The organism is Haloferax sp. Atlit-10N (assembly GCF_003586325.1).
Classification (GTDB): domain Archaea; phylum Halobacteriota; class Halobacteria; order Halobacteriales; family Haloferacaceae; genus Haloferax; species Haloferax prahovense.
This window is the reverse complement of the sequence record NZ_PSYX01000004.1, coordinates 1-17,016: the sequence shown is the minus strand read 5'-3', so window position 1 is coordinate 17,016 and position 17,016 is coordinate 1. Positions and strand designations below refer to the sequence as shown.

The 17,016-nt window shown below is 67.4% G+C and carries 21 protein-coding genes; 12 read left to right on the top strand and 9 right to left on the bottom strand.

Features of this window, described 5'->3' with window-relative positions; genetic code table 11:
- The first annotated feature begins 1 nt into the window (after window position 1).
- Window positions 2–967 (top strand): phosphatase PAP2 family protein, encoded by a 966-nt coding sequence (locus C5B91_RS13165; RefSeq protein ID WP_115819825.1) that lies wholly within the window; start codon window positions 2–4, stop codon window positions 965–967.
- Window positions 968–1,177: 210 nt separating this feature from the next.
- On the opposite strand, the gene glnA is transcribed toward C5B91_RS13165, so the two are convergent.
- Complete coding sequence (glnA, locus tag C5B91_RS13160; RefSeq protein WP_049967975.1) at window positions 1,178–2,548, bottom strand: type I glutamate--ammonia ligase; 1,371 nt, start codon at window positions 2,546–2,548, stop codon at window positions 1,178–1,180.
- A gap of 126 nt (window positions 2,549–2,674) precedes the next feature.
- Between glnA and lrp the strand changes: the two genes are divergently transcribed.
- A complete protein-coding gene (lrp, locus tag C5B91_RS13155) occupies window positions 2,675–3,133 on the top strand; it encodes an HTH-type transcriptional regulator Lrp (RefSeq protein WP_008091341.1) in 459 nt (152 codons plus the stop codon).
- Window positions 3,134–3,138: 5 nt separating this feature from the next.
- Here the strand turns inward: lrp and C5B91_RS22465 are convergent, their stop codons facing one another.
- Complete coding sequence (locus C5B91_RS22465; protein ID WP_004045356.1) at window positions 3,139–3,291, bottom strand: hypothetical protein; 153 nt, start codon at window positions 3,289–3,291, stop codon at window positions 3,139–3,141.
- A 284-nt stretch (window positions 3,292–3,575) separates the two neighbouring features.
- Window positions 3,576–4,658, bottom strand: coding sequence for an aminopeptidase (locus tag C5B91_RS13150; protein ID WP_008091345.1), 1,083 nt, complete (start codon window positions 4,656–4,658; stop codon window positions 3,576–3,578).
- 117 nt (window positions 4,659–4,775) lie between these two features.
- Between C5B91_RS13150 and C5B91_RS13145 the strand changes: the two genes are divergently transcribed.
- Window positions 4,776–5,801: a low specificity L-threonine aldolase gene (locus tag C5B91_RS13145; protein ID WP_049913341.1), complete on the top strand. Its 1,026-nt coding sequence runs from the start codon at window positions 4,776–4,778 to the stop codon at window positions 5,799–5,801.
- A 6-nt stretch (window positions 5,802–5,807) separates the two neighbouring features.
- Here the strand turns inward: C5B91_RS13145 and C5B91_RS13140 are convergent, their stop codons facing one another.
- A complete protein-coding gene (locus tag C5B91_RS13140) occupies window positions 5,808–6,026 on the bottom strand; it encodes a hypothetical protein (RefSeq protein WP_115819824.1) in 219 nt (72 codons plus the stop codon).
- On the bottom strand, window positions 6,027–6,971 hold the full coding sequence (locus tag C5B91_RS13135) for a cation diffusion facilitator family transporter (RefSeq protein WP_008091352.1): 945 nt from the start codon (window positions 6,969–6,971) through the stop codon (window positions 6,027–6,029).
- Window positions 6,972–7,105: 134 nt separating this feature from the next.
- Between C5B91_RS13135 and C5B91_RS13130 the strand changes: the two genes are divergently transcribed.
- On the top strand, window positions 7,106–7,624 hold the full coding sequence (locus C5B91_RS13130) for a metallophosphoesterase (RefSeq protein WP_008091355.1): 519 nt from the start codon (window positions 7,106–7,108) through the stop codon (window positions 7,622–7,624).
- Window positions 7,625–7,831: 207 nt separating this feature from the next.
- Here C5B91_RS13130 and C5B91_RS13125 read toward each other — a convergent pair whose 3' ends face one another.
- Entirely contained in the window at window positions 7,832–8,812 is a 981-nt protein-coding gene (locus C5B91_RS13125) for a winged helix-turn-helix domain-containing protein (RefSeq protein WP_115819823.1), read from the bottom strand.
- Between the two features lie 96 nt (window positions 8,813–8,908).
- On the opposite strand from C5B91_RS13125, the gene C5B91_RS22460 reads away from it, so the two are divergent.
- From C5B91_RS22460 to C5B91_RS13110, 3 genes are read left to right on the top strand one after another with little or no spacing between them, the layout of a single operon-like run.
- On the top strand, window positions 8,909–9,076 hold the full coding sequence (locus tag C5B91_RS22460) for a hypothetical protein (RefSeq protein ID WP_162832761.1): 168 nt from the start codon (window positions 8,909–8,911) through the stop codon (window positions 9,074–9,076).
- 46 nt (window positions 9,077–9,122) lie between these two features.
- Window positions 9,123–10,322, top strand: a complete 1,200-nt coding sequence (locus C5B91_RS13115) for an inorganic phosphate transporter (protein WP_008091362.1) — start codon at window positions 9,123–9,125, stop codon at window positions 10,320–10,322.
- On the top strand, window positions 10,319–10,594 hold the full coding sequence (locus tag C5B91_RS13110; RefSeq protein ID WP_008091365.1) for a hypothetical protein: 276 nt from the start codon (window positions 10,319–10,321) through the stop codon (window positions 10,592–10,594). Before C5B91_RS13115 ends, C5B91_RS13110 begins: the two co-directional genes overlap by 4 nt.
- Before the next feature lie 73 nt (window positions 10,595–10,667).
- On the opposite strand, the gene C5B91_RS13105 is transcribed toward C5B91_RS13110, so the two are convergent.
- Complete coding sequence (locus C5B91_RS13105) at window positions 10,668–12,074, bottom strand: hemolysin family protein (RefSeq protein WP_008091368.1); 1,407 nt, start codon at window positions 12,072–12,074, stop codon at window positions 10,668–10,670.
- Window positions 12,075–12,246: 172 nt separating this feature from the next.
- Between C5B91_RS13105 and C5B91_RS13100 the strand changes: the two genes are divergently transcribed.
- The 3 genes from C5B91_RS13100 (at window position 12,247) to C5B91_RS13090 (ending at window position 13,741) form a co-directional block, all read left to right on the top strand.
- The gene (locus C5B91_RS13100) at window positions 12,247–12,510 is read left to right on the top strand and encodes a glutathione S-transferase N-terminal domain-containing protein (protein ID WP_004973724.1); all 264 of its coding nucleotides are present in this window, start codon (window positions 12,247–12,249) and stop codon (window positions 12,508–12,510) included.
- The gene (locus tag C5B91_RS13095) at window positions 12,510–13,016 is read left to right on the top strand and encodes a redoxin domain-containing protein (RefSeq protein ID WP_008091372.1); all 507 of its coding nucleotides are present in this window, start codon (window positions 12,510–12,512) and stop codon (window positions 13,014–13,016) included. Before C5B91_RS13100 ends, C5B91_RS13095 begins: the two co-directional genes overlap by 1 nt.
- 122 nt (window positions 13,017–13,138) lie before the next feature.
- Window positions 13,139–13,741 carry an L-threonylcarbamoyladenylate synthase gene (locus C5B91_RS13090; RefSeq protein WP_115819821.1) on the top strand — a complete coding sequence of 201 codons (603 nt, stop codon included), beginning with the start codon at window positions 13,139–13,141 and terminating at the stop codon, window positions 13,739–13,741.
- 86 nt (window positions 13,742–13,827) lie between these two features.
- Here the strand turns inward: C5B91_RS13090 and C5B91_RS13085 are convergent, their stop codons facing one another.
- The gene (locus C5B91_RS13085) at window positions 13,828–14,505 is read right to left on the bottom strand and encodes a hypothetical protein (protein ID WP_115819820.1); all 678 of its coding nucleotides are present in this window, start codon (window positions 14,503–14,505) and stop codon (window positions 13,828–13,830) included.
- Between the two features lie 138 nt (window positions 14,506–14,643).
- Between C5B91_RS13085 and C5B91_RS13080 the strand changes: the two genes are divergently transcribed.
- Window positions 14,644–16,257: a spermidine synthase gene (locus C5B91_RS13080; RefSeq protein ID WP_008091377.1), complete on the top strand. Its 1,614-nt coding sequence runs from the start codon at window positions 14,644–14,646 to the stop codon at window positions 16,255–16,257.
- Window positions 16,258–16,260: 3 nt separating this feature from the next.
- Window positions 16,261–16,521: a hypothetical protein gene (locus C5B91_RS13075; RefSeq protein WP_115819819.1), complete on the top strand. Its 261-nt coding sequence runs from the start codon at window positions 16,261–16,263 to the stop codon at window positions 16,519–16,521.
- A gap of 68 nt (window positions 16,522–16,589) precedes the next feature.
- Here C5B91_RS13075 and C5B91_RS13070 read toward each other — a convergent pair whose 3' ends face one another.
- The gene (locus tag C5B91_RS13070) at window positions 16,590–16,781 is read right to left on the bottom strand and encodes a hypothetical protein (RefSeq protein ID WP_004973703.1); all 192 of its coding nucleotides are present in this window, start codon (window positions 16,779–16,781) and stop codon (window positions 16,590–16,592) included.
- Between the last annotated feature and the right edge of the window lie 235 nt (window positions 16,782–17,016).

Genomic DNA, 17,016 nt, shown 5'->3' with positions numbered 1-17,016 from the left:
GATGTTCCGGTCTGCACTCGCGCTTCAGACTCGCGGGTTCGGCGAGCTAGCGCTCGCGGACGCGCCGGATGCGCTCGTCTTCCTGTTCGGTCTCGTCACCCAACTCGGCGACCAGTGGTTCTTCTTCGTCGCGTTCACGTCGCTGTACTGGCTCTGTCGCCCACGAATCACGGCCCGTCCACGGCGAACCGCGGCCGCCTTCGTCGGCCTCGCGCTCGGGTCGCTGGCGCTCGTCACCGCGCTGAAAGTCGGCTTCGCCCTGCCGCGACCGCCGACCGCGGCCGTCGCCGATGCCCCCGCGTGGCCGTCGCCGCTCTCGGACCTGTTCGTGTCGTTTACCACCGACGACGGCTTCGGCTTCCCGAGCGGCCACGCCCTCGGGACGACCGTCGTCTACGGGGCCGCGGTCTCGCTTCTCGACGTGTGGAACCGCCGCCGCCGGCTCGTCGCCGCGGCGGTCGTCGTCGCCACCGTCTCGCTCTCGCGGATTTTCCTCGGCGTCCACTACGGCGTCGACATCGTCGTCGGCGTCCTCCTCGGCCTGGTCTTTCTGAAGACGGTCTTTTCGGTCGCCGCCGCGGACGACCCCGACGCGGCCGGCCACCTCGAGCCGGCGCGGCTGTTCGCTATCGCGGCCGGCCTGAGCGTTCTCGCGCTCGCGGTGGTGTTCGCCACGGGCGTCCCCGGACACACGGAAAACGCCGCGGCGGCCCTCGGCGGGTCGCTCGGCGGCCTCGTCGGCTGGGCGCGACTCGCCGACCACGAGTCGCTGCCGACGCTGTCGCCGCCGGTGGCGCTCGTCGCATTCCTCGGCGCGGGCGGCCTCTGGGTCGGCGTCGACGTGGCCGACGCCTCGGTCCCGGTGACGGTGCTCGCCACCGGGGCGGTGGTCGCGTTCATCCTCGTCGCGCCGAAGTTACAGGGCCGAATCGGGCTCGGCGACGGGGCGACCCAGCGCGCCGACTGACTCGGGCGACGCCGACGGCCGACGCGAGGCTGGCGCTTCCCTTTTCGGACTGCACCGGTTCCGCGACCGCTCACAACCCAACGAGCTTCGCGAGTCCGGTCGCGGCTCGGCCACCGCGGCAACGACGGCTCGCGTTCGGTCTCGGCGCGGCGCTGCCGCTCTCCGGCGAGCGGTCGCAAAAGAAAAATCGGTGTGAGGCGTGCGCGACGGTTAGAACGTCTCGAGGTACCGGTCGAGTTCCCACTGGGAGACCGAGACGAGGTAGTCCTTGAACTCGGAGCGCTTGGCTTCGACGAACTTCTCGTAGACGTGGTCGCCCAGGGCCTCCTGGATGACTTCGTCCTCTTCGAGGGCGTCGACGGCAGCACCGAGGTCCTTCGGGAGCGTCTCGATGCCGTATTCTTCGCGCTTTTCCTCGTCGAACTCGTAGATGTTCTCGCGGACCGGGTCGGGGCACTCGAGACCTTTCTCGATGCCATCGAGACCGGCGTGGAGGAGCGCGGCGAGCGCGAGGTACGGGTTACAGGACGGGTCGGGGAAGCGGGCCTCGATGCGCGAGGCGGCCGGCGTGCGGGCGGCCGGCTTGCGGATGAGCGCCGAGCGGTTGCGGTCGGACCACGCGATGTAGACCGGCGCTTCGTAGCCGGGGACGAGGCGTTTGTAGGAGTTCACCGTCGGGTCACACACTGCCGTCACGGCAGGCGCGTGGTCGAGGATACCCGCAGTGAACTGCTTCGCAGTCTCGCTCAGGTCGAACTCGTCGTCGCCGTCGTGGAACGCGTTCTCGCCGTCCTGGAACAGCGAGATGTGCGTGTGCATACCCGAGCCGTTGATGCGGGCGATGGGCTTGGGCATGAACGTCGCGTGGAGGTCGTGTTCGGCCGCGATGGCGCGAACGACGGACCGGAAGGTTGCGACGTTGTCGGCCGTCGAGAGGGCGTCGTCGTACGTGAAGTTGATCTCGTGCTGGCCCTCGGCGACCTCGTGGTGCGAGGCTTCGATGTCGAAGCCCATGCTCTCGAGTCCGTAGATGATGTCGCGGCGCACGTCGGACGCGAGGTCCTTCGGCGCGAGGTCGAAGTAGCCGCCGGCGTCGTTCGTGACGGTCGTCGCGCGGCCGTCTTCGTCTTCTTCGAACAGGAAGAACTCCGGTTCGGGGGCAGCGTTCACGTCGTAGCCCATCTCTTCTGCGCGCTTGATAGCGCGCTTGAGGACGCCACGCGGGTCGCCGCTGAACGGCTCGCCGGTGGAGGTGTTGAAGACGTCACAGATGAGGCGCGCGGCGGCGCTGTTTTCCTTCTTCCGCCACGGGAGGACGGCGAACGTGGACGGGTCGGGTTCGAGGCGCATGTCGGACTCCTGGATGCGCACGAAGCCGTCGATGGAGGAACCGTCGAAATAGATGCCTTCGGTGAACGCCTTTTCGGCCTGCGAGGCCGGGATGGAGACGTTTTTGACCGTTCCGAGAATGTCGGTGAACTGGAGTCGGAGGAAGTCGACATTCTTCTCTTCGATCTCGTCGATGACTGCCTGTGCCTCGTCGCTCAGGCCGCCGTCGGTGAGTGCGTTGTCTTCCGTCATTTTCCTGAACACGCGATTCGAACACCCGCACTATAAAGACCTTTCCGCTTAATGCAATTCCCCGCACCTCGCCACAGAATTGGATATTCGTAAAATTCTAATCCCCCGGGACGGTGTGTAGATGTAATGACGTACGAAAACCTCGACGCGAAGCTCATCAACGCACTCCTCGGCGACGGCCGGGCGAGCCTGCGAAGCCTCGCCGAAGAACTCGACGTGTCGGTCACGACCGTCTCGAATCACCTGCGAGACCTCGAAGACGAAGGCGTCATCGAGGGCTACACCCCCCGCGTCAACTACGACGCGCTCGGCTACGACGTAACCGCCGTCATTCAGCTCAAAGTCGAGGGCTCTGCGCTCCCCGAAATCACGGAGCGCCTCCGCGCCGAAAAACAGATGATTTCGGTGTACGAGGTCACCGGCGACTACGACATCATCGCCATCGGCAAGTTCCGTGACACCGACGGCATGAACACGCAGATCAAGAAACTGCTCACGGACGCGGACATCCGCGAGTCCAACACCTCGGTCGTGCTCAACGCCGTCACCGAAAACGAGCAGTTCGAACTCGACCTCGACCAGTAACGCCGTCAGACGATTCGCGTTTTCACGTCTCGCATCTCCGACTTGCAGTAGGGACACCGATACCTCGTGTCGAAGCCGTCGGGCGTCGTTTTCGTCGTGGTCTCTATCTCGTGGACCGCCACGTCGCGTCCACACTCTCGGCACTGGACCGCTGGCATCGGTTCGTGTTCATCGACTATTCGAAATAAACCTACTGGGGTCTGTGTATTGTTGTCACACGTCTGTCTATAGACGGAAGGGCACCGCTTCGACTGGAGAACCCGCGGACTTCGGTCGAGACAGACCGAATCTGTCCCCGCGTCTCGGTGTCGATTTCGGCGACTGTTCGAAGGCTCCCGTTTCGACTGGAAAATCCGACGACGACGAGCGATTCTCCGGCCGATAAACCGGAGACGAAATGTTGCGAGTTGTCCGCGAACAGGACGGTGCGCGGTCGACCCGGTCAGAACTCGTCTTCGAAGACGAACGTGCCGTTCCGCTGGACGACCTCGCCGTCGACCTCGATGACCGACTCCTCGGACATGTCGACGATCATGTCGACGTGCTCGGCGCTCTCGTTGAGTTCGTTGTCCGCGCCGACCGTCTCGGGGTACGCCGAGCCGACGGCCATGTGGACGGTGTCGCCCATCTTCTCGTCGAACAGCATGTTGTAGGTGAACTGGTCGATGCTGCGGTTCATGCCGATACCGAGTTCGCCGAGGTAGCGCGCGCCCTCGTCGGTGTCGAACACGCCGTCTAAGACCTCCTCGTTCCCCTCGGCGGAGTAGTCGACGACCTCGCCGTCCTCGAAGCGGACGCGGACGCCGGAGACCTCGCGGCCCTGTCGGTACAGCGGCAGGTCGAAGTAGACCTCGCCGTTCACGGAGTCCTTCACTGGCGCGGTGAACACTTCGCCGCCGGGGAGGTTGTGCTCGGCCGTGTCGTTGATGGCCGTGTTGCCGGCGATGCTCATCGTCACGTCGGTCTCGTCGCCCGACTTGATGCGGACCTCGTCGCCGTCGTTGAGGATGTCGACTAACTGCTGTTGGAGTTCGCCCTGCGCGTCCCAGTCGAGGGTGACGGCGTCGTAGACGAAGTTCTCGTAAGCCTCTGTGCTCATGCCGGCGAGCTGGGCGCTCCCTTTCGCGGGGTACTGGGTGAGACACCAGCGCTTCGAGAGCATCTCGCCTTGCACGGGCTTGTACGCCCGCTTGTACGCGGCGTTCGTCTCCGGCGGCACGTCGCTCTGCTCGGTGGCGTTCGTCTCGCCGCGGACGCGGATGATGACGTCCGTCTCCTCGTAGAGCGCCAGCACGTGCTCGGGCGTCTCGTAGTCGTCGTCGCCGGCGCGGAGGAACGCGCGGGTAAAGCGCGGGTTCGCGTCCATCGCGACGACGTTCGCGCCGCGGTCGCCGAGCAGTTCGTGGACGGCCGTGACGAGGTCCTCGGCCACCGAGGGCGCGGAGATGACGACGTTGTCGCCGGCCTCGACGCTCGTGGAGTGGTCGACGATGGTCTGTGCGTGCTCGCGGATGCGCGGGTCCATACCGCGTCGTGTGTGTCCCCGGGGCAAACACCTTTCGAAGCGCAAATATTGCGCCGGCGGACGGGGAACGCCACGCGGACCACCGTTTATTTCTCCGTCGGCGCGGTCTCTCCGCGCATGATAGACCTCCGAAGCGACACCGTCACGCTCCCGTCCGACGAGATGCGCGAGGCCGCCCGGGACGCCGACGTCGGCGACGACGTGTACGGCGACGACCCGACCGTGAACGAACTCGAAGCGCGCGCCGCCGAGTTGGTCGGCAAGGAGGCCGCGCTGTTCGTGCCGTCGGGGACGATGGGCAACCAAATCGCCGCCCGCGTCCACGCCGACCCCGGTCAGGAGGCGCTCGTGGACGCGAAGGCACACGTCTACAAGTGGGAGGTCGGCGGCTTCGCCCAACTGTCGGGGCTGCAGGTCCGCGCCTACGACGCCGGCGAGCGCGCCGCGCCGACGCCCGAGCAGGTCCGCGACCACGCCCGCGAGGAGTCGCTGCACGTCGCCGGCACGGGCGTCCTGTGCCTCGAAAACACCCACAACGCCCGCGGCGGCGTCGCGGTTCCGAAAGCCGACGTCGACGCCGCGGCCGACGCCGCCCGCGACCTCGGGATTCCGGTTCACCTCGACGGCGCGCGCCTGTTCAACGCCTGCGTCGCCCTCGACGAGGACCCGAAGGCGATGGTCGAGGGCGTCGATACGGTGATGTTCTGTCTCTCGAAGGGGCTCGGTGCACCCGTTGGCTCGATGCTCGCCGGTTCCGAGGCGTTCATCGAGGACGCCGTCCGCGTCAGAAAGCAGTTCGGCGGCGGCATGCGACAGGCCGGTCTCATCGCCGCGCCGGGGCTCGTCGCGCTCGACAATATCGACCGCCTCGCCGACGACCACGAGAACGCCCGCGTCCTCGCCGAGGGTCTCGACGCCGTCGCCGGCCTGTCGGTGCCGACGCCCGATACGAACATCGTCGTCGTCGACTCCGCGGGCGCGGGGCTGACGGCCGAGGAGTTTGTGAGTCTGTGTGAGGGTGTGGATATCCTCGGCGGCACGTTCGGCGAGTATCACACCCGGTTCACGACGAACCTGAACGTCTCGCAGGAGGACGTGGAGACGGCGGTCGAACTCGTCGCCGACGCGGTCGAGTCGCGATGAGGAGCCTCAGCCGGTCGCGAGCGCGACGACGAACCACAGCACGCCACCGAGGGCGAGTGCGACACCCACCGCCTTCCCCAGCCGCCGTTGGAGTACCTCCGCCTTCGCTGGTGCCTCCGTCCACTCCCGGGGCGAAACCAGGCTCCTCGCGGACATCGGTCGCCTGTACAGGTAGCCGCCGGCGGCGACGAACATGACCGAGGGAACGACCTGTGCGGGGTCCATCTACAGTTCGGGTTCGATGTAGACGAAGTGGACCCGTTCGTCGGCCGCCTTGAGTTCGGTCTCGATTTCGCTGATGTGGTCGTCTATCTCCTCGGTGTCGAGTTCGGGGTCGAAGCTCACGTCGAGGGCGACGAGGAGTTTCTCGGGGCCGACGTAGCTCGCGCGGAAGTGGTCGATGTGGACGACCCGCGGGTCGTTTTTAACGATGTTGCGGAGGGCCTGTTCTTCGTCCATGGGGACGCTCTCGCCGATGAGGAGGCGCTTGTTCTCCCACGCGAGCGCGATTGCGAAGCCCATGAGCAGTATCCCGATGAGGAGCGCCGCACCGGCGTCGAACAGCTCGTTACCCGTGAGTTCGGTGAGGCCGATGCCGACGAGCGCGAGCATCGCGCCGACGAGGGCGACGGTGTCCTCCGTGAACGCCGTGAGCGTCGTCACGTCGCTCGTCTCCCGGAACGCCTCCACGAGACCGCTCCACTCGTACTCCTCCATCTGCCGGCGGAGTTCGGCGTTCGCCTTCAGGAACGCGTAGCTCTCGAAGGCGATTGCGCCGAGGAGGATGGCGACGTTGATCAACACGGGCTCGATTTCGAAGCCGAGCAAGAAGAGCGCCTCTCCGCCACCGCCGTGGCCGGGGTGCATCAGGGCGTCGTAGCCGTGCTTGGCCGACTCCCAACCGGCGATACCGAACAGCATCACGGAGACGAGAAACGAGTAGAAGAACTGTGATTTCCCGTAGCCGAAGGGGTGCGACTGCGTCTCGTCGCGCTTGCTGTCGCGGATGCCGATGAGGAGGAACACCTGGTTACCGGTGTCGGAGATGGAGTGATACGTTTCGGAGAGCATGGAGGGACTCCCGGTCGCGAGATAGCCGAGGAACTTGAGAATCGCAATCGCCCCGTTCGCGAAGAGCGCGGCGACGACGACGGACGTACTGCCTGCCATATCGTGGGCCACTCCCCCCGCTCGGATAGAGCTACCGACGAGGAACCGGGACACCGCTCGCCGACCGCGGCGGCGACGCCGACACCGACGCCGCAGCCGGTAGGTTTCAATCCCTCCGGCGCTTACCCCGGCGCATGCTCGTTGTCGTCTCCGACACCCACAGCACGGACGGCCATCGACTGACGAACCGAACCCTCGACGCGGTCCGCGAGGCGGACCTCGTCGTCCACGCGGGCGACTTCATGCGCGAGTCCGTCCTCGACGCGTTCATCGACGAGGCCGACGCCTTCCTCGCGGTCTACGGCAACAACGACGGCTCCGAGATTCGCGACCGGATTCCAGTCGCGCGGAACGTCACCTACGGCGGCGTCGAGTTCGCGGTGACTCACACCCGACGCGGCGGGAACACCGCGCTTTCGATGTTCGGCCGCGAGCGCGGGGCCGACGCGGTCATCTTCGGCCACAGCCACCGGCCGGGCTTCGACGGCACCGGGCCGATTCCGCTCCTCAACCCGGGGAGTCACGCCCAACCGCGAGGCAACCGCAAGGCGCACGCGGAACTGGAGGAACTGCCGGACGGCGGGCTCCGCGGGCGACTCGTCACCGTCGACGGCGACACCTTCGAGACGTTCCGTATCGTCCCTGACGAGTAATACAGTGGGGTCCGGCGGAGGGCCGGAAGAATCAGCGGGAACAGGCCGGGAAGCCTGTTGGGGACAGTCCGAGGCCACGCGAGACGACGGGGTGAGGGGCAGGGGCACGGATGGCAGTCCCGTCGCCGTTGGGGGGCCACGCGCGACCTCGTACTCACTCCTACGGGTGACGGTATCAAATACGCACCGTAAGCTCAAACAACCGTTTTAGTCACGCAGCACGCCCACCGCGACCCACGCGAGAAGCACGGTCAGCCCCCCGAGGAAGAACAGCGTCCCCGGCGAGAGCGACCCGATAGTCTCGGCGAGCCCCCCCGACCCGCTCGTGAACTGCGCCGCGGTCTCCGTGACCGTCTGTGCGGCCGTCGTGTCCGGAACCGCCGTCGGCGTCGGCGTCGCGGTCGCGGTCTCCGCGGCGGTCTGCGTGGCTTCCGTCACCGTCCGCGTCGTCTCGGCCGCGGTCCGGGTCGCCTCCGCGGTCTGCGTCGTCGAATCCGCCGTCGTGGTCGCCTCGGCGATGCTGAACCCGCCGCCGCCGTCGGTCGTCGTCGCGGTCTCAGTCGCCGTCTGCGTCGTCGAATCCGCTGTCGTGGTCGCCTCGGTCGCCGTCGTCGTCGTGGCCGAATCGGCCTGATAGGTCGCGTTGAGATCGCCTCCCGACCCGCCGCTTTGGCCGGCTTCGGAACCGCCAGCGCCGTCCGCACCGCCGGCCGAGGTACCGAAGCCGAACGGGAGCACCGACCCGGTTCGAGCGAGCCGATTTACCACGGCCGCGCCGATGCCGAGGACGCCGACTCCGCCGATGAGGCGCGTGAGCGCGCCTTTCAGTCCCTTCGTCTCGTCCTCGCGCCCGGCGACGACGACGAGCGCCCGGTCCGCGGGGGTGTACACCTTCATCTCGCGACCCTTCTCGGAGTACCTCGTGTCCGCGACCTCGATGAGGCCCGCTTCCGAGAGGTTCCCGAGGTGGTACTGGACGTTCTGGAGGGACGTGTCGACCTCGGTGGCGAGGTCGGAGGGCGTCGCCGGCGACTCGTGGAGCGACGCGAGGACCGACCGGGCGGTCGACGAGGAGATGGCTCCGAGCAGGTCGTCCGCCTCGTCGCTGTCGAGGCCGATAACCTTGGGATCTCGGTCGTCCCGGTTGTCGTCCGGGTCGCCCGGGCTGGAGGGGATGAGGTCGGCCATCAAATCGGCGTTACTCGCGTTTTCCCATGAGTGTTCGTATTCTTTCACGACCCGTCGCCGAAATTGCTATACCTCGTGCCCGCCGAACCCATCCACATGACCGACCCTTTGGTCGTAGACGGCCTCGTCGACTTTCTCGCGGGGGATCCCGTGTTCGTCGGGCTGCTCGTCGCGTTGTTGCTCTTCGTCTTCTTCGGGTATCTCCTCGTCCGTCGGACGCTCCTCGGCCTGAGCGAGGGGTACGACGAGGCGCGCCGCCGCTGATGGACGGGACAACAGCCGACGCCGACGACCGCCGAGGTGTCGCCCCGTGGTAGCCGCCGCGACGCTCGCCACGTTCGTCGTCGCCGCCCTCGCCAGCCTGTTCATGGCGTGGGCCATCGGCGCGGGGTCGTCGGGTTCGACGCCCTTTGCGCCCGCGGTCGGAGCCAACGCCATCTCGGTGATGCGCGCGGGCTTCATCGTCGGGCTGCTCGGGTTCGCCGGAGCGTTCCTGCAGGGCGCCAACGTCACCAACGCCGTCGGTACCGAACTCATCGGCGGCGTCACGCTGACCGCGGGGGCCGCGGTCGTCGCGCTCATCACCGCGGCGGTGCTCGTCGCGCTCGGCGTCTTCGCCGGCTACCCAATCGCCACCGCCTTCACCGTCACCGGCGCGGTCGTCGGCGTCGGCCTCGCAATGGGCGGCGACCCCGCGTGGGCGAAGTACCAGCAAATCGTTTCGCTGTGGGTGCTCACCCCCTTCGTCGGCGGTGGGGCGTCGTACGCGACCGCCCGACTCCTCCGCGCCGACGGCGTCTCCGAGCAGTGGACCGTCCCTGCGCTCGCCGGAATCGTCGGGCTGCTCGTCGCCAACATGGAGTTCGCGGGGCTGGGCGGCGCGGCGGGCTCGGCCTCGGTCGCCCGGGCCGCTGCAGTCGAGGCGGCCGGCCTCGTCGGCCTCGGCGAGACGGTCTGGTTCGTCGCCGCCTCCCTTTTCGTCGCGCTCGTCGCGGCCGCGGTCGTCGGTCGCTGGGTGACGACCGACAAGACCCGCGGTCAGCGGCGATTCCTGCTCGTCCTCGGCGGCCTCGTGGCCTTCTCGGCGGGCGGCAGTCAGGTCGGCCTCGCTATTGGGCCGCTCGTTCCCCTGCTGGACGTGGTCGCGGTCCCGCTCCCGGCGCTCCTCGTCGGCGGCGGAGTGGGTCTCCTCGCTGGGTCGTGGACCGGTGCGCCGCGCATGATTAAGGCGCTCGCGCAGGACTACTCCTCGCTCGGGCCGCGGCGCTCCATCGCGGCGATGATTCCCTCGTTCGCTATCGCCCAGACCGCCGTCGCCCTCGGCGTTCCCGTGTCGTTCAACGAGATCATCGTCAGCGCCATCATCGGCTCCGGCTACGCCGCCGGCGGGTCGGGCGTCTCCCGGCGGAAGATGCTGTACACGGTCCTCGCGTGGGTCGGTTCGCTCGCGCTCGCGTTCGGGCTGGGCTACGGCGTCTTTACGCTCGTGTCGAGCGTACTCGGTCTGTGAACGTTCGTGGATTCCGCGTCGCGCTCGCCACCCTCGTTTCTGCCCTCTGGGCCGTCTTCGGCGTCTACCACGTCGCGATGGCGGTCGTGACCGGCATCTCGCTCCGCGGGTTCGCCTTCGGAGCCGTCGGACTCGGCGCGTTCGCGCTGGCGATTCGCTTCCGCGGGCGGGCGCGACGCCTCGGCGACGGCACCGCCGACGTGACCGGATTGGCGTTCCTCGCGTTGGCGTCGCTGGCGCTCGTGGTTCTCTCGTTTACGCTGCTCGGGTGAGTCGCGTCGACGACGGTTCGAAAACGAGTTCGGTCGAGGTCGGGACGAATTGGGCTCGGTCGGGTCGGACCGGTCAGGTGTCGGGCTCGACTTCCGCTTCCTCGTCGCCGCCGTTCTCGTCGTCGCCGTTGCCGTCGGCGGCTTCGATGCCTGAGTTGGTCCGGATGCGCGCTTTCATGATGCGCGTGTTGTCGACCTGCTCGATGCGGATGACGATGTCGTTGTAGCTGATTTCCTCGCCTTCCTCGACGAGACGACCGGCGCGGTTGAAGATGAAGCCGGCGAGCGTCTCGAACTCCTCGCCCTCGGGGAGTTCGATGTCGAGCATCTCGTTGACCTCGTCGATGTTGACCTCGCCGCGGACGAGGTAGGTGTTCTCGTCGACCGACTCGAACGGCTCTTCCTCGTCGCCTTCGAGGATGTCGCCGACGATTTCCTCGACCATGTCTTCGAGGGTGATGAGCCCCTCCGTGGTCCCGAACTCGTCGATGACGACGACCATCTGCATCCGCGTATCTTGCATCTCGGCCATGAGTTCGTCGACGTTCTTCGACTCGGGCACGTGGAGCGTCGGCGAGACGATGTCGGCGATGCCGACGCCGCGTTCGCCGTAGTACTTCTCGCGGACGAGGTTCCGGATGTTGACGATACCGATGATGTTGTCGAGGTTACCGTCGTACACGGGGACTCGCTCGTGGTCGGCCTGCACGCACGTCTCGATGGCCTCGTCGATGGTTGCGTCCTTCGGGACGGCGGTCATGTCGAGGCGCGGGGTCATGACCTCCTTCGCGATCGTCGAATTGAACCGGAAGATGCGGTCGAGCATCTCGCGTTCTTCCTCCTCGATGACGCCCTCGCGCTCGCCCGTCTCGATGAGGTTCTGAATCTCGTCGCGGGTGACGTAGGTCGTCTCGATGGCGGTCTGACCGCCGGTGACCTTGTTGATGACGCGGGTCAGGTAGTCGAAGAAGACGACGAGCGGGAGCAACAGCAGCTCGGCGTATTTCAGGGGCCGCGCGATGCGGAGGGACCACGACTCGGTGTTTTCGACCGCGTAGGACTTCGGCGCGCTCTCGCCGAACAGCAGGACGATCGCCGTAATCCCGAACGTCGCGATTGCGACCGCCTCTCCCTGTTGGAAGCCGACGAAGACGAGCAGCCCGGTCGATATCGAAGACATCGCGATGTTCGCGATGTTGTTTCCGACCAGAATGGTCACGAGAAGCCGGTGCGGGTCGTCCTTGAGCGCTTTCACCCGCTCCGCGCCCGGTACACCGTCTTCGACCATCGAGTCGACGCGGTGTTTTGCGAGCGAGAACATCGCAATCTCGGACGAGGAGAAGAACGCCGAGAGGCCGATCAGGACGATGATTCCGATCACGCCGAGGACCGTTATCGTCGTGTCGTCCAGCGGAATGTTCGAGACCTGTGCGGCCGCGAGTGTCGTGGCTGGTGGTAACTGTAGCGGCGGCAAACCCATGTAACTACACTGTCTTGCGCGGGACCGGAATTAAGAGTTGCCCTCGATCCCCTCTCGGTCGGCGTCTCGTCCGCCCTCGCTGGTCCGGTCGGCGAACCGACGGCGAACCGATATTGCGGCGCGGATGCCCGCGAGCGAAGGGCTTAGGCGACGCTCTTCCCAACAGCCGCCCATGGCAGACGAGCAACCGGCGATTACGCTGTACCGACTGCAGGCGTGCCCGTACTGCGAGCGGGTCGTCCGCACGCTCGACGACCAGGGCCTCGCCTACCAGTCGCGGTTCGTCGAGCCGATGCATTCCGACCGGAACGTCGTCAAGCGCGTCTCGGGCAAGCGCTCGGTCCCGGCCATCGTGGACGACAACACCGGCGTCACGATGTCCGAGTCGGCGAACATCGTCGAGTACCTCGAAAACACCTACGGGGAGGGTGCCTGATGGTCGACTTCGACGTCGTCGACCTCCCCGACCACGACGCGCCGGCGACGGGCGACACCGCCCCGGACTTCACCCGCCCGCTCGTCAACGACGAGTTCTGGGAGGACGCGTCCCTCTCGGACCTCACCGACGACGGCCCCGTCCTCCTCGTGTTCCACACGATGGCGGGCGCGTTCCCGGCGACGTACGTCTGGAACGAACTCCGCGACCGCGGCGTCCCGGAGGACGTGCAGGCGGTCGGCGTCTCAATCTCGTCGCCCTACGAGCACAAGGCGTTCCTCGAAGAACGCGACGTGGACGCCCGACTGTTCTCTGACCCCGCGGCCGACGTCGCGGCCGACTACGACCTCGAACACGACCTCGACGGGATGGCCGGCGTCACCGAACACCGCCCCGCCGTGTTCCTCCTCGACGAGGAGCGGACGGTCCAGTACCGCTGGGTCGCCGCCGAGTGGCCGGATTTCCCGGACTACGAGGAACTCGCTGACGCGCTCGCCGGCCTGTAAGTCCCGCCGCTCGAAGCGACGCACGCGGGCCGAGCCCTCGGCCCCGCCCGTACCGACCCGCGTGCCCCGCACGGAATCGCCGTTTCGTCACGCTTTTTCGCCCGTTGCCCGTCCGTTCGTCCATGAGCGACGACGACGTACAGCGTGCCGCCGCCTCCATCCGCCGCGGCGAGGCGGTCGTCTACCCGACCGAGACGGTCTACGGCATGGGCGCGGACGCGACGAACGCCGACGCGGTCGAACGCGTCTTCGACATCAAGAGCCGCGACCGAGACAAACCGCTTTCCGCCGGCTTCCCCGACGTGGACGCCGCGCTGGAGCACGTCGTCGCCGACGACCGCGAGGAGGCGTTTATGCGCCGGTTCCTCCCCGGGCCGGTGACGGTCGTCGTGGAACGACGCGACAGTCTGCCGGACGCACTCGTCGCCGGGAAAGAGCGCGTCGGCGTCCGCGTCCCCGACCACGAACTCGCGCTCGCCCTCTTTCGCGCGTCCGGGACGCCCGTCACCGCGACCAGCGCCAACCGCTCCGGTACCGGGAGCATCACGCACCCCTCGCAGCTCTCCGACGAGATTCGGGAGGCGGTCGCCGTCGTTCTCGACGGCGGGACGACGTCCGGCACCGAGAGCACCGTCGTCGACCCCGGCCGCGGCGTCGTCCACCGCCGCGGCGCGATGGCCGACGACATCGAGGCGTGGTTAGACGAACACGCCGCCGACGCGTAGCCCGACGGGCGTGCCAACGAGGCGACGCGTAGCAGGCGGCGTCGCCGCCGCGGCGACGAGCCTAACCTCACCGGCTGAGCCCCACCTCACCGACCGAGTAGCGACGCCAACGACCACGTTTTCACGCCGCACCGCTCCCGGTAGGCGCACGACTCGCACTTCGCGGAGTTCCGCAACCGCGACGGGACGAAGTCGAGGTCGCGGGCGATGCGGAGCGCCCGGCGGTAGGCCGCCTTGTTCCCCGTGGTGAGCCTGACCGTCCGCACGACGCCGACCGCCGGATACTCGACCAGCGCCCGCGGTATCGATGTTTCGCGCTCCCACGCGAGCGCCTTCGCCAGCGCGACGGCCCGGACGCGCTGGGGTTCCCAGACGCCGCGCTCGGGCGGTTCGCCCGGCGAGACGAGTGAAGGAACGGGCGGCTGGTCGTCGCCGGGCGACCGCACGAGTTTGTGCGCGATGCCGCGGCAGTCTTTCCCCGCGAGGAACACGTCACGGGCGACGGGGTCGGTGAGCGCGTCCCAGTCGTCGCGCTCGCGGAGTCGAACGAGGTTCTCGCGGTACGCCGACGCCGACACCGAAATCGGTCGCGTCGCGAGTTCGTCGGCGGGGCCGTCGAGCAGGTCGGGGTACGCGAAGGCGAGCGAGCGAACCTCGCGGACCGCGGGCGGCGGCGCTCGGTCGTCGTCGCGGCGGGCGTAGTAGAGTTGTCGCGGACAGTACGCGGCGCGGGCGAGGTCGGACGCGGCGACGAGGGAGGACACGGGACGGGCTGGCTCCGTTATCAGATAAGAAGGTTCGCGCGAGCGCGCCGCAGCGGCGGCGGGGCCGAACACCCGCACGCGTCGTCCGACTCGCCGCCGTGCGTGAATTAATACGGCCGCGCCCCTTGGCATACTGACATGGCATCGACCGCCGCCGGCTCGTGGCTCCGGATGACGCGTCCCGAACTCGCCGTGTTCGTCTCCGGGGTCACGAGCATGGGTTTGGAGATTCTCGCCGGTCGGATGGTCGCCCCCGAGTTCGGCAGCAGCATCTACACGTGGGGAAGCATCATCGGCGTCTTCCTCGCGGCGCTGAGTCTCGGCTACCACCGCGGCGGGCAGCGGGCCGCAGAGGCCTCGAACGGCGCTCTCGTCCGCGTTTTCATCGGCACCGCGGCGTACATCGCGGGCGTCATCCTCCTCGGCGACCTGTTCATCCAGTCGACGACGAGCCTCCCTCTCCCGAGCCGATTCGCGTCGCTCCCGGCGATTACGCTCCTGTTCGGGCCGCCGACGTACTTCCTCGGCTTCATCAGCCCCTACGCGGCCGAACTCTCCGGGCGGTCCGACGTGGGCGCGGCGTCGGGCCACGTCTACGCCGTCGGCACCGTCGGCAGCATCATCGGCGCGTTCGCTACCACGTACTTTCTCATCCCCTCTCTGAGCGTCACCAACATCGGGCTCGTCTTCGGACTCATCTCGGTCGTGACGGCGCTCGCGCTCGCCCGCCCCGACATCGGCCGCGACGAGGCGGTCTGGAGCGTCGGTATCGCCGCCGTCCTCGTCCTCGCGTCTCTGACCGGCGGCATCGGCCTCGACTCCCGCGGAGCCACCGTCTACCACACCCAGACCGCCTACCAAGAGCTTCGCGTCGCCGACGCGGGCGGGACGCGGACGCTCTACCTCGACGGCCAGCCCCACAGCGCGATGGACCTCGACGACCCGACGCGGCACGTCTTCGACTACACCTCGTACTTCCACGTCCCCTTCCTCTTGTCCGACGACATCGACCGCGTGTTGTTCGTCGGCGGCGGCGGGTTCACCGGCCCGCGCGTGTTCTTGGAGAAGTACCCGAACGTGACGGTCGACGTGGTCGAACTCGACCCCGAAGTCGTCTCCGTCGCCGAGGAGTACTTCGGCGTCGAGGAGTCGCCGCGGCTCAACGTCCACACGATGGACGGCCGGCAGTACCTCCGGGAGACGAACCGGACGTACGACCTCATCGTCCTCGACGCCTACCGGAAGGACAAGGTCCCGTTCCAACTGACGACCCAGGAGTTCATGCAGCTCACCGCGGACCGCCTCGACGAGGACGGCGTCCTGTTCGCCAACGTCATCTCCGCGCCGAGCGGCCCGGCTTCGCAGTTCTACCGCGCGGAGTACAAGACGATGCGGTCGGTCTACCCGCGGGTGTACAGCTTCCCCACCGCGGGGAGCGTCGTCGTCCAGAACATCGAGGTCGTGGCGACGAAAGACGAGACGCTCGTGACGGCCGAGGAGCTACAGGCGCGCAACCAGCGCCGCGACATCGGCATCGACCTCGCGGCCGAACTCACGTCCTACCGGAACGACGAACCTACCGGCGACGTGCCGCTTCTCACCGACGACCGCGCGCCCGTCGACAGTCTCCTGGACCCGATGGTCGGCCAGCGCTACGTCGTCCAGCGGACGAACGAGACCGAACAACGCGAGGCCGACAGGAACGCAACCACTCGGGGTGCAGTTACCGGTACGGCCGTGAGGGCGGCGTAAGCGATGGTTCACGACAGAATCCACGCGAGGGAACCGACCCACGACCGCGACCGCTGGACCGAGGGCGTCGTCGAGTCGGTCGCCGAACGCGACGGTCACTGGGTGGTCCGCGCGCGCCCGGCCCGGAACGGACGCGAGGGAGACGATTCAGTCGAACTGGTCGTCACCCTCGCGGTCCGCGACCTGTTTCTCCGCCGGCTCGATGTCGACGCCGGCGAGTCGCCCGTCGGCTGTCGGTTCTGGTACCGAAAGAAGCGACGGTAACTCCGCGGCCGCGACCGCAAACTCGACCCGACGGCCTGAAACACGGGTCGGCCGGGGGTCGATGCCGGTTAGTTCGTCGTTTCGAGGGCTTTTTGATACATACGCGGCCCGGCGACGGCGGCCGTTCCGAGCACCATGAGCGAGGCACCGACGCCGAGGCGCTGCCCCGGGGCGACCGCGGACGCGACCACGCCGGTCACGACCGCGAGACCGGCGAGGAACATGACCCCGCCGAGGACATCGAGCGGCTGGATTGACATCTCTGTCGAGAGATTCCTCGCTCGTCTCAAAAGTCTTCTCGCCGTCGTCCTGCGATTCTCCGACGGTTGTCACTCTTTGGCTCATCACGTTGTTCTTCGCACAAAGAGTGGGACCGCCCGGTTTCGAACCGTTGACGACAACGGACTCCTGAAACCGTCGAACCCACTAACGATACTCGACGCTGCTCGTAGGATGCAAACGTTGACATTGTTTCACTTCAGTCGAGGCTCAATT

Bases quoted from the DNA above. Each gene is read 5' to 3' on its own strand.
- C5B91_RS13165 (WP_115819825.1), top strand. From the start codon at position 2: ATGTTCCGGTCTGCACTCGCGCTTCAGACTCGCGGGTTCGGCGAGCTA.
- glnA (WP_049967975.1), bottom strand. From the start codon at position 2,548: ATGACGGAAGACAACGCACTCACCGACGGCGGCCTGAGCGACGAGGCA.
- lrp (WP_008091341.1), top strand. From the start codon at position 2,675: ATGACGTACGAAAACCTCGACGCGAAGCTCATCAACGCACTCCTCGGC.
- C5B91_RS22465 (WP_004045356.1), bottom strand. From the start codon at position 3,291: ATGCCAGCGGTCCAGTGCCGAGAGTGTGGACGCGACGTGGCGGTCCAC.
- C5B91_RS13150 (WP_008091345.1), bottom strand. From the start codon at position 4,658: ATGGACCCGCGCATCCGCGAGCACGCACAGACCATCGTCGACCACTCC.
- C5B91_RS13145 (WP_049913341.1), top strand. From the start codon at position 4,776: ATGATAGACCTCCGAAGCGACACCGTCACGCTCCCGTCCGACGAGATG.
- C5B91_RS13140 (WP_115819824.1), bottom strand. From the start codon at position 6,026: ATGGACCCCGCACAGGTCGTTCCCTCGGTCATGTTCGTCGCCGCCGGC.
- C5B91_RS13135 (WP_008091352.1), bottom strand. From the start codon at position 6,971: ATGGCAGGCAGTACGTCCGTCGTCGTCGCCGCGCTCTTCGCGAACGGG.
- C5B91_RS13130 (WP_008091355.1), top strand. From the start codon at position 7,106: ATGCTCGTTGTCGTCTCCGACACCCACAGCACGGACGGCCATCGACTG.
- C5B91_RS13125 (WP_115819823.1), bottom strand. From the start codon at position 8,812: ATGGCCGACCTCATCCCCTCCAGCCCGGGCGACCCGGACGACAACCGG.
- C5B91_RS22460 (WP_162832761.1), top strand. From the start codon at position 8,909: ATGACCGACCCTTTGGTCGTAGACGGCCTCGTCGACTTTCTCGCGGGG.
- C5B91_RS13105 (WP_008091368.1), bottom strand. From the start codon at position 12,074: ATGGGTTTGCCGCCGCTACAGTTACCACCAGCCACGACACTCGCGGCC.
- C5B91_RS13100 (WP_004973724.1), top strand. From the start codon at position 12,247: ATGGCAGACGAGCAACCGGCGATTACGCTGTACCGACTGCAGGCGTGC.
- C5B91_RS13095 (WP_008091372.1), top strand. From the start codon at position 12,510: ATGGTCGACTTCGACGTCGTCGACCTCCCCGACCACGACGCGCCGGCG.
- C5B91_RS13090 (WP_115819821.1), top strand. From the start codon at position 13,139: ATGAGCGACGACGACGTACAGCGTGCCGCCGCCTCCATCCGCCGCGGC.
- C5B91_RS13080 (WP_008091377.1), top strand. From the start codon at position 14,644: ATGGCATCGACCGCCGCCGGCTCGTGGCTCCGGATGACGCGTCCCGAA.
- C5B91_RS13075 (WP_115819819.1), top strand. From the start codon at position 16,261: ATGGTTCACGACAGAATCCACGCGAGGGAACCGACCCACGACCGCGAC.
- C5B91_RS13070 (WP_004973703.1), bottom strand. From the start codon at position 16,781: ATGTCAATCCAGCCGCTCGATGTCCTCGGCGGGGTCATGTTCCTCGCC.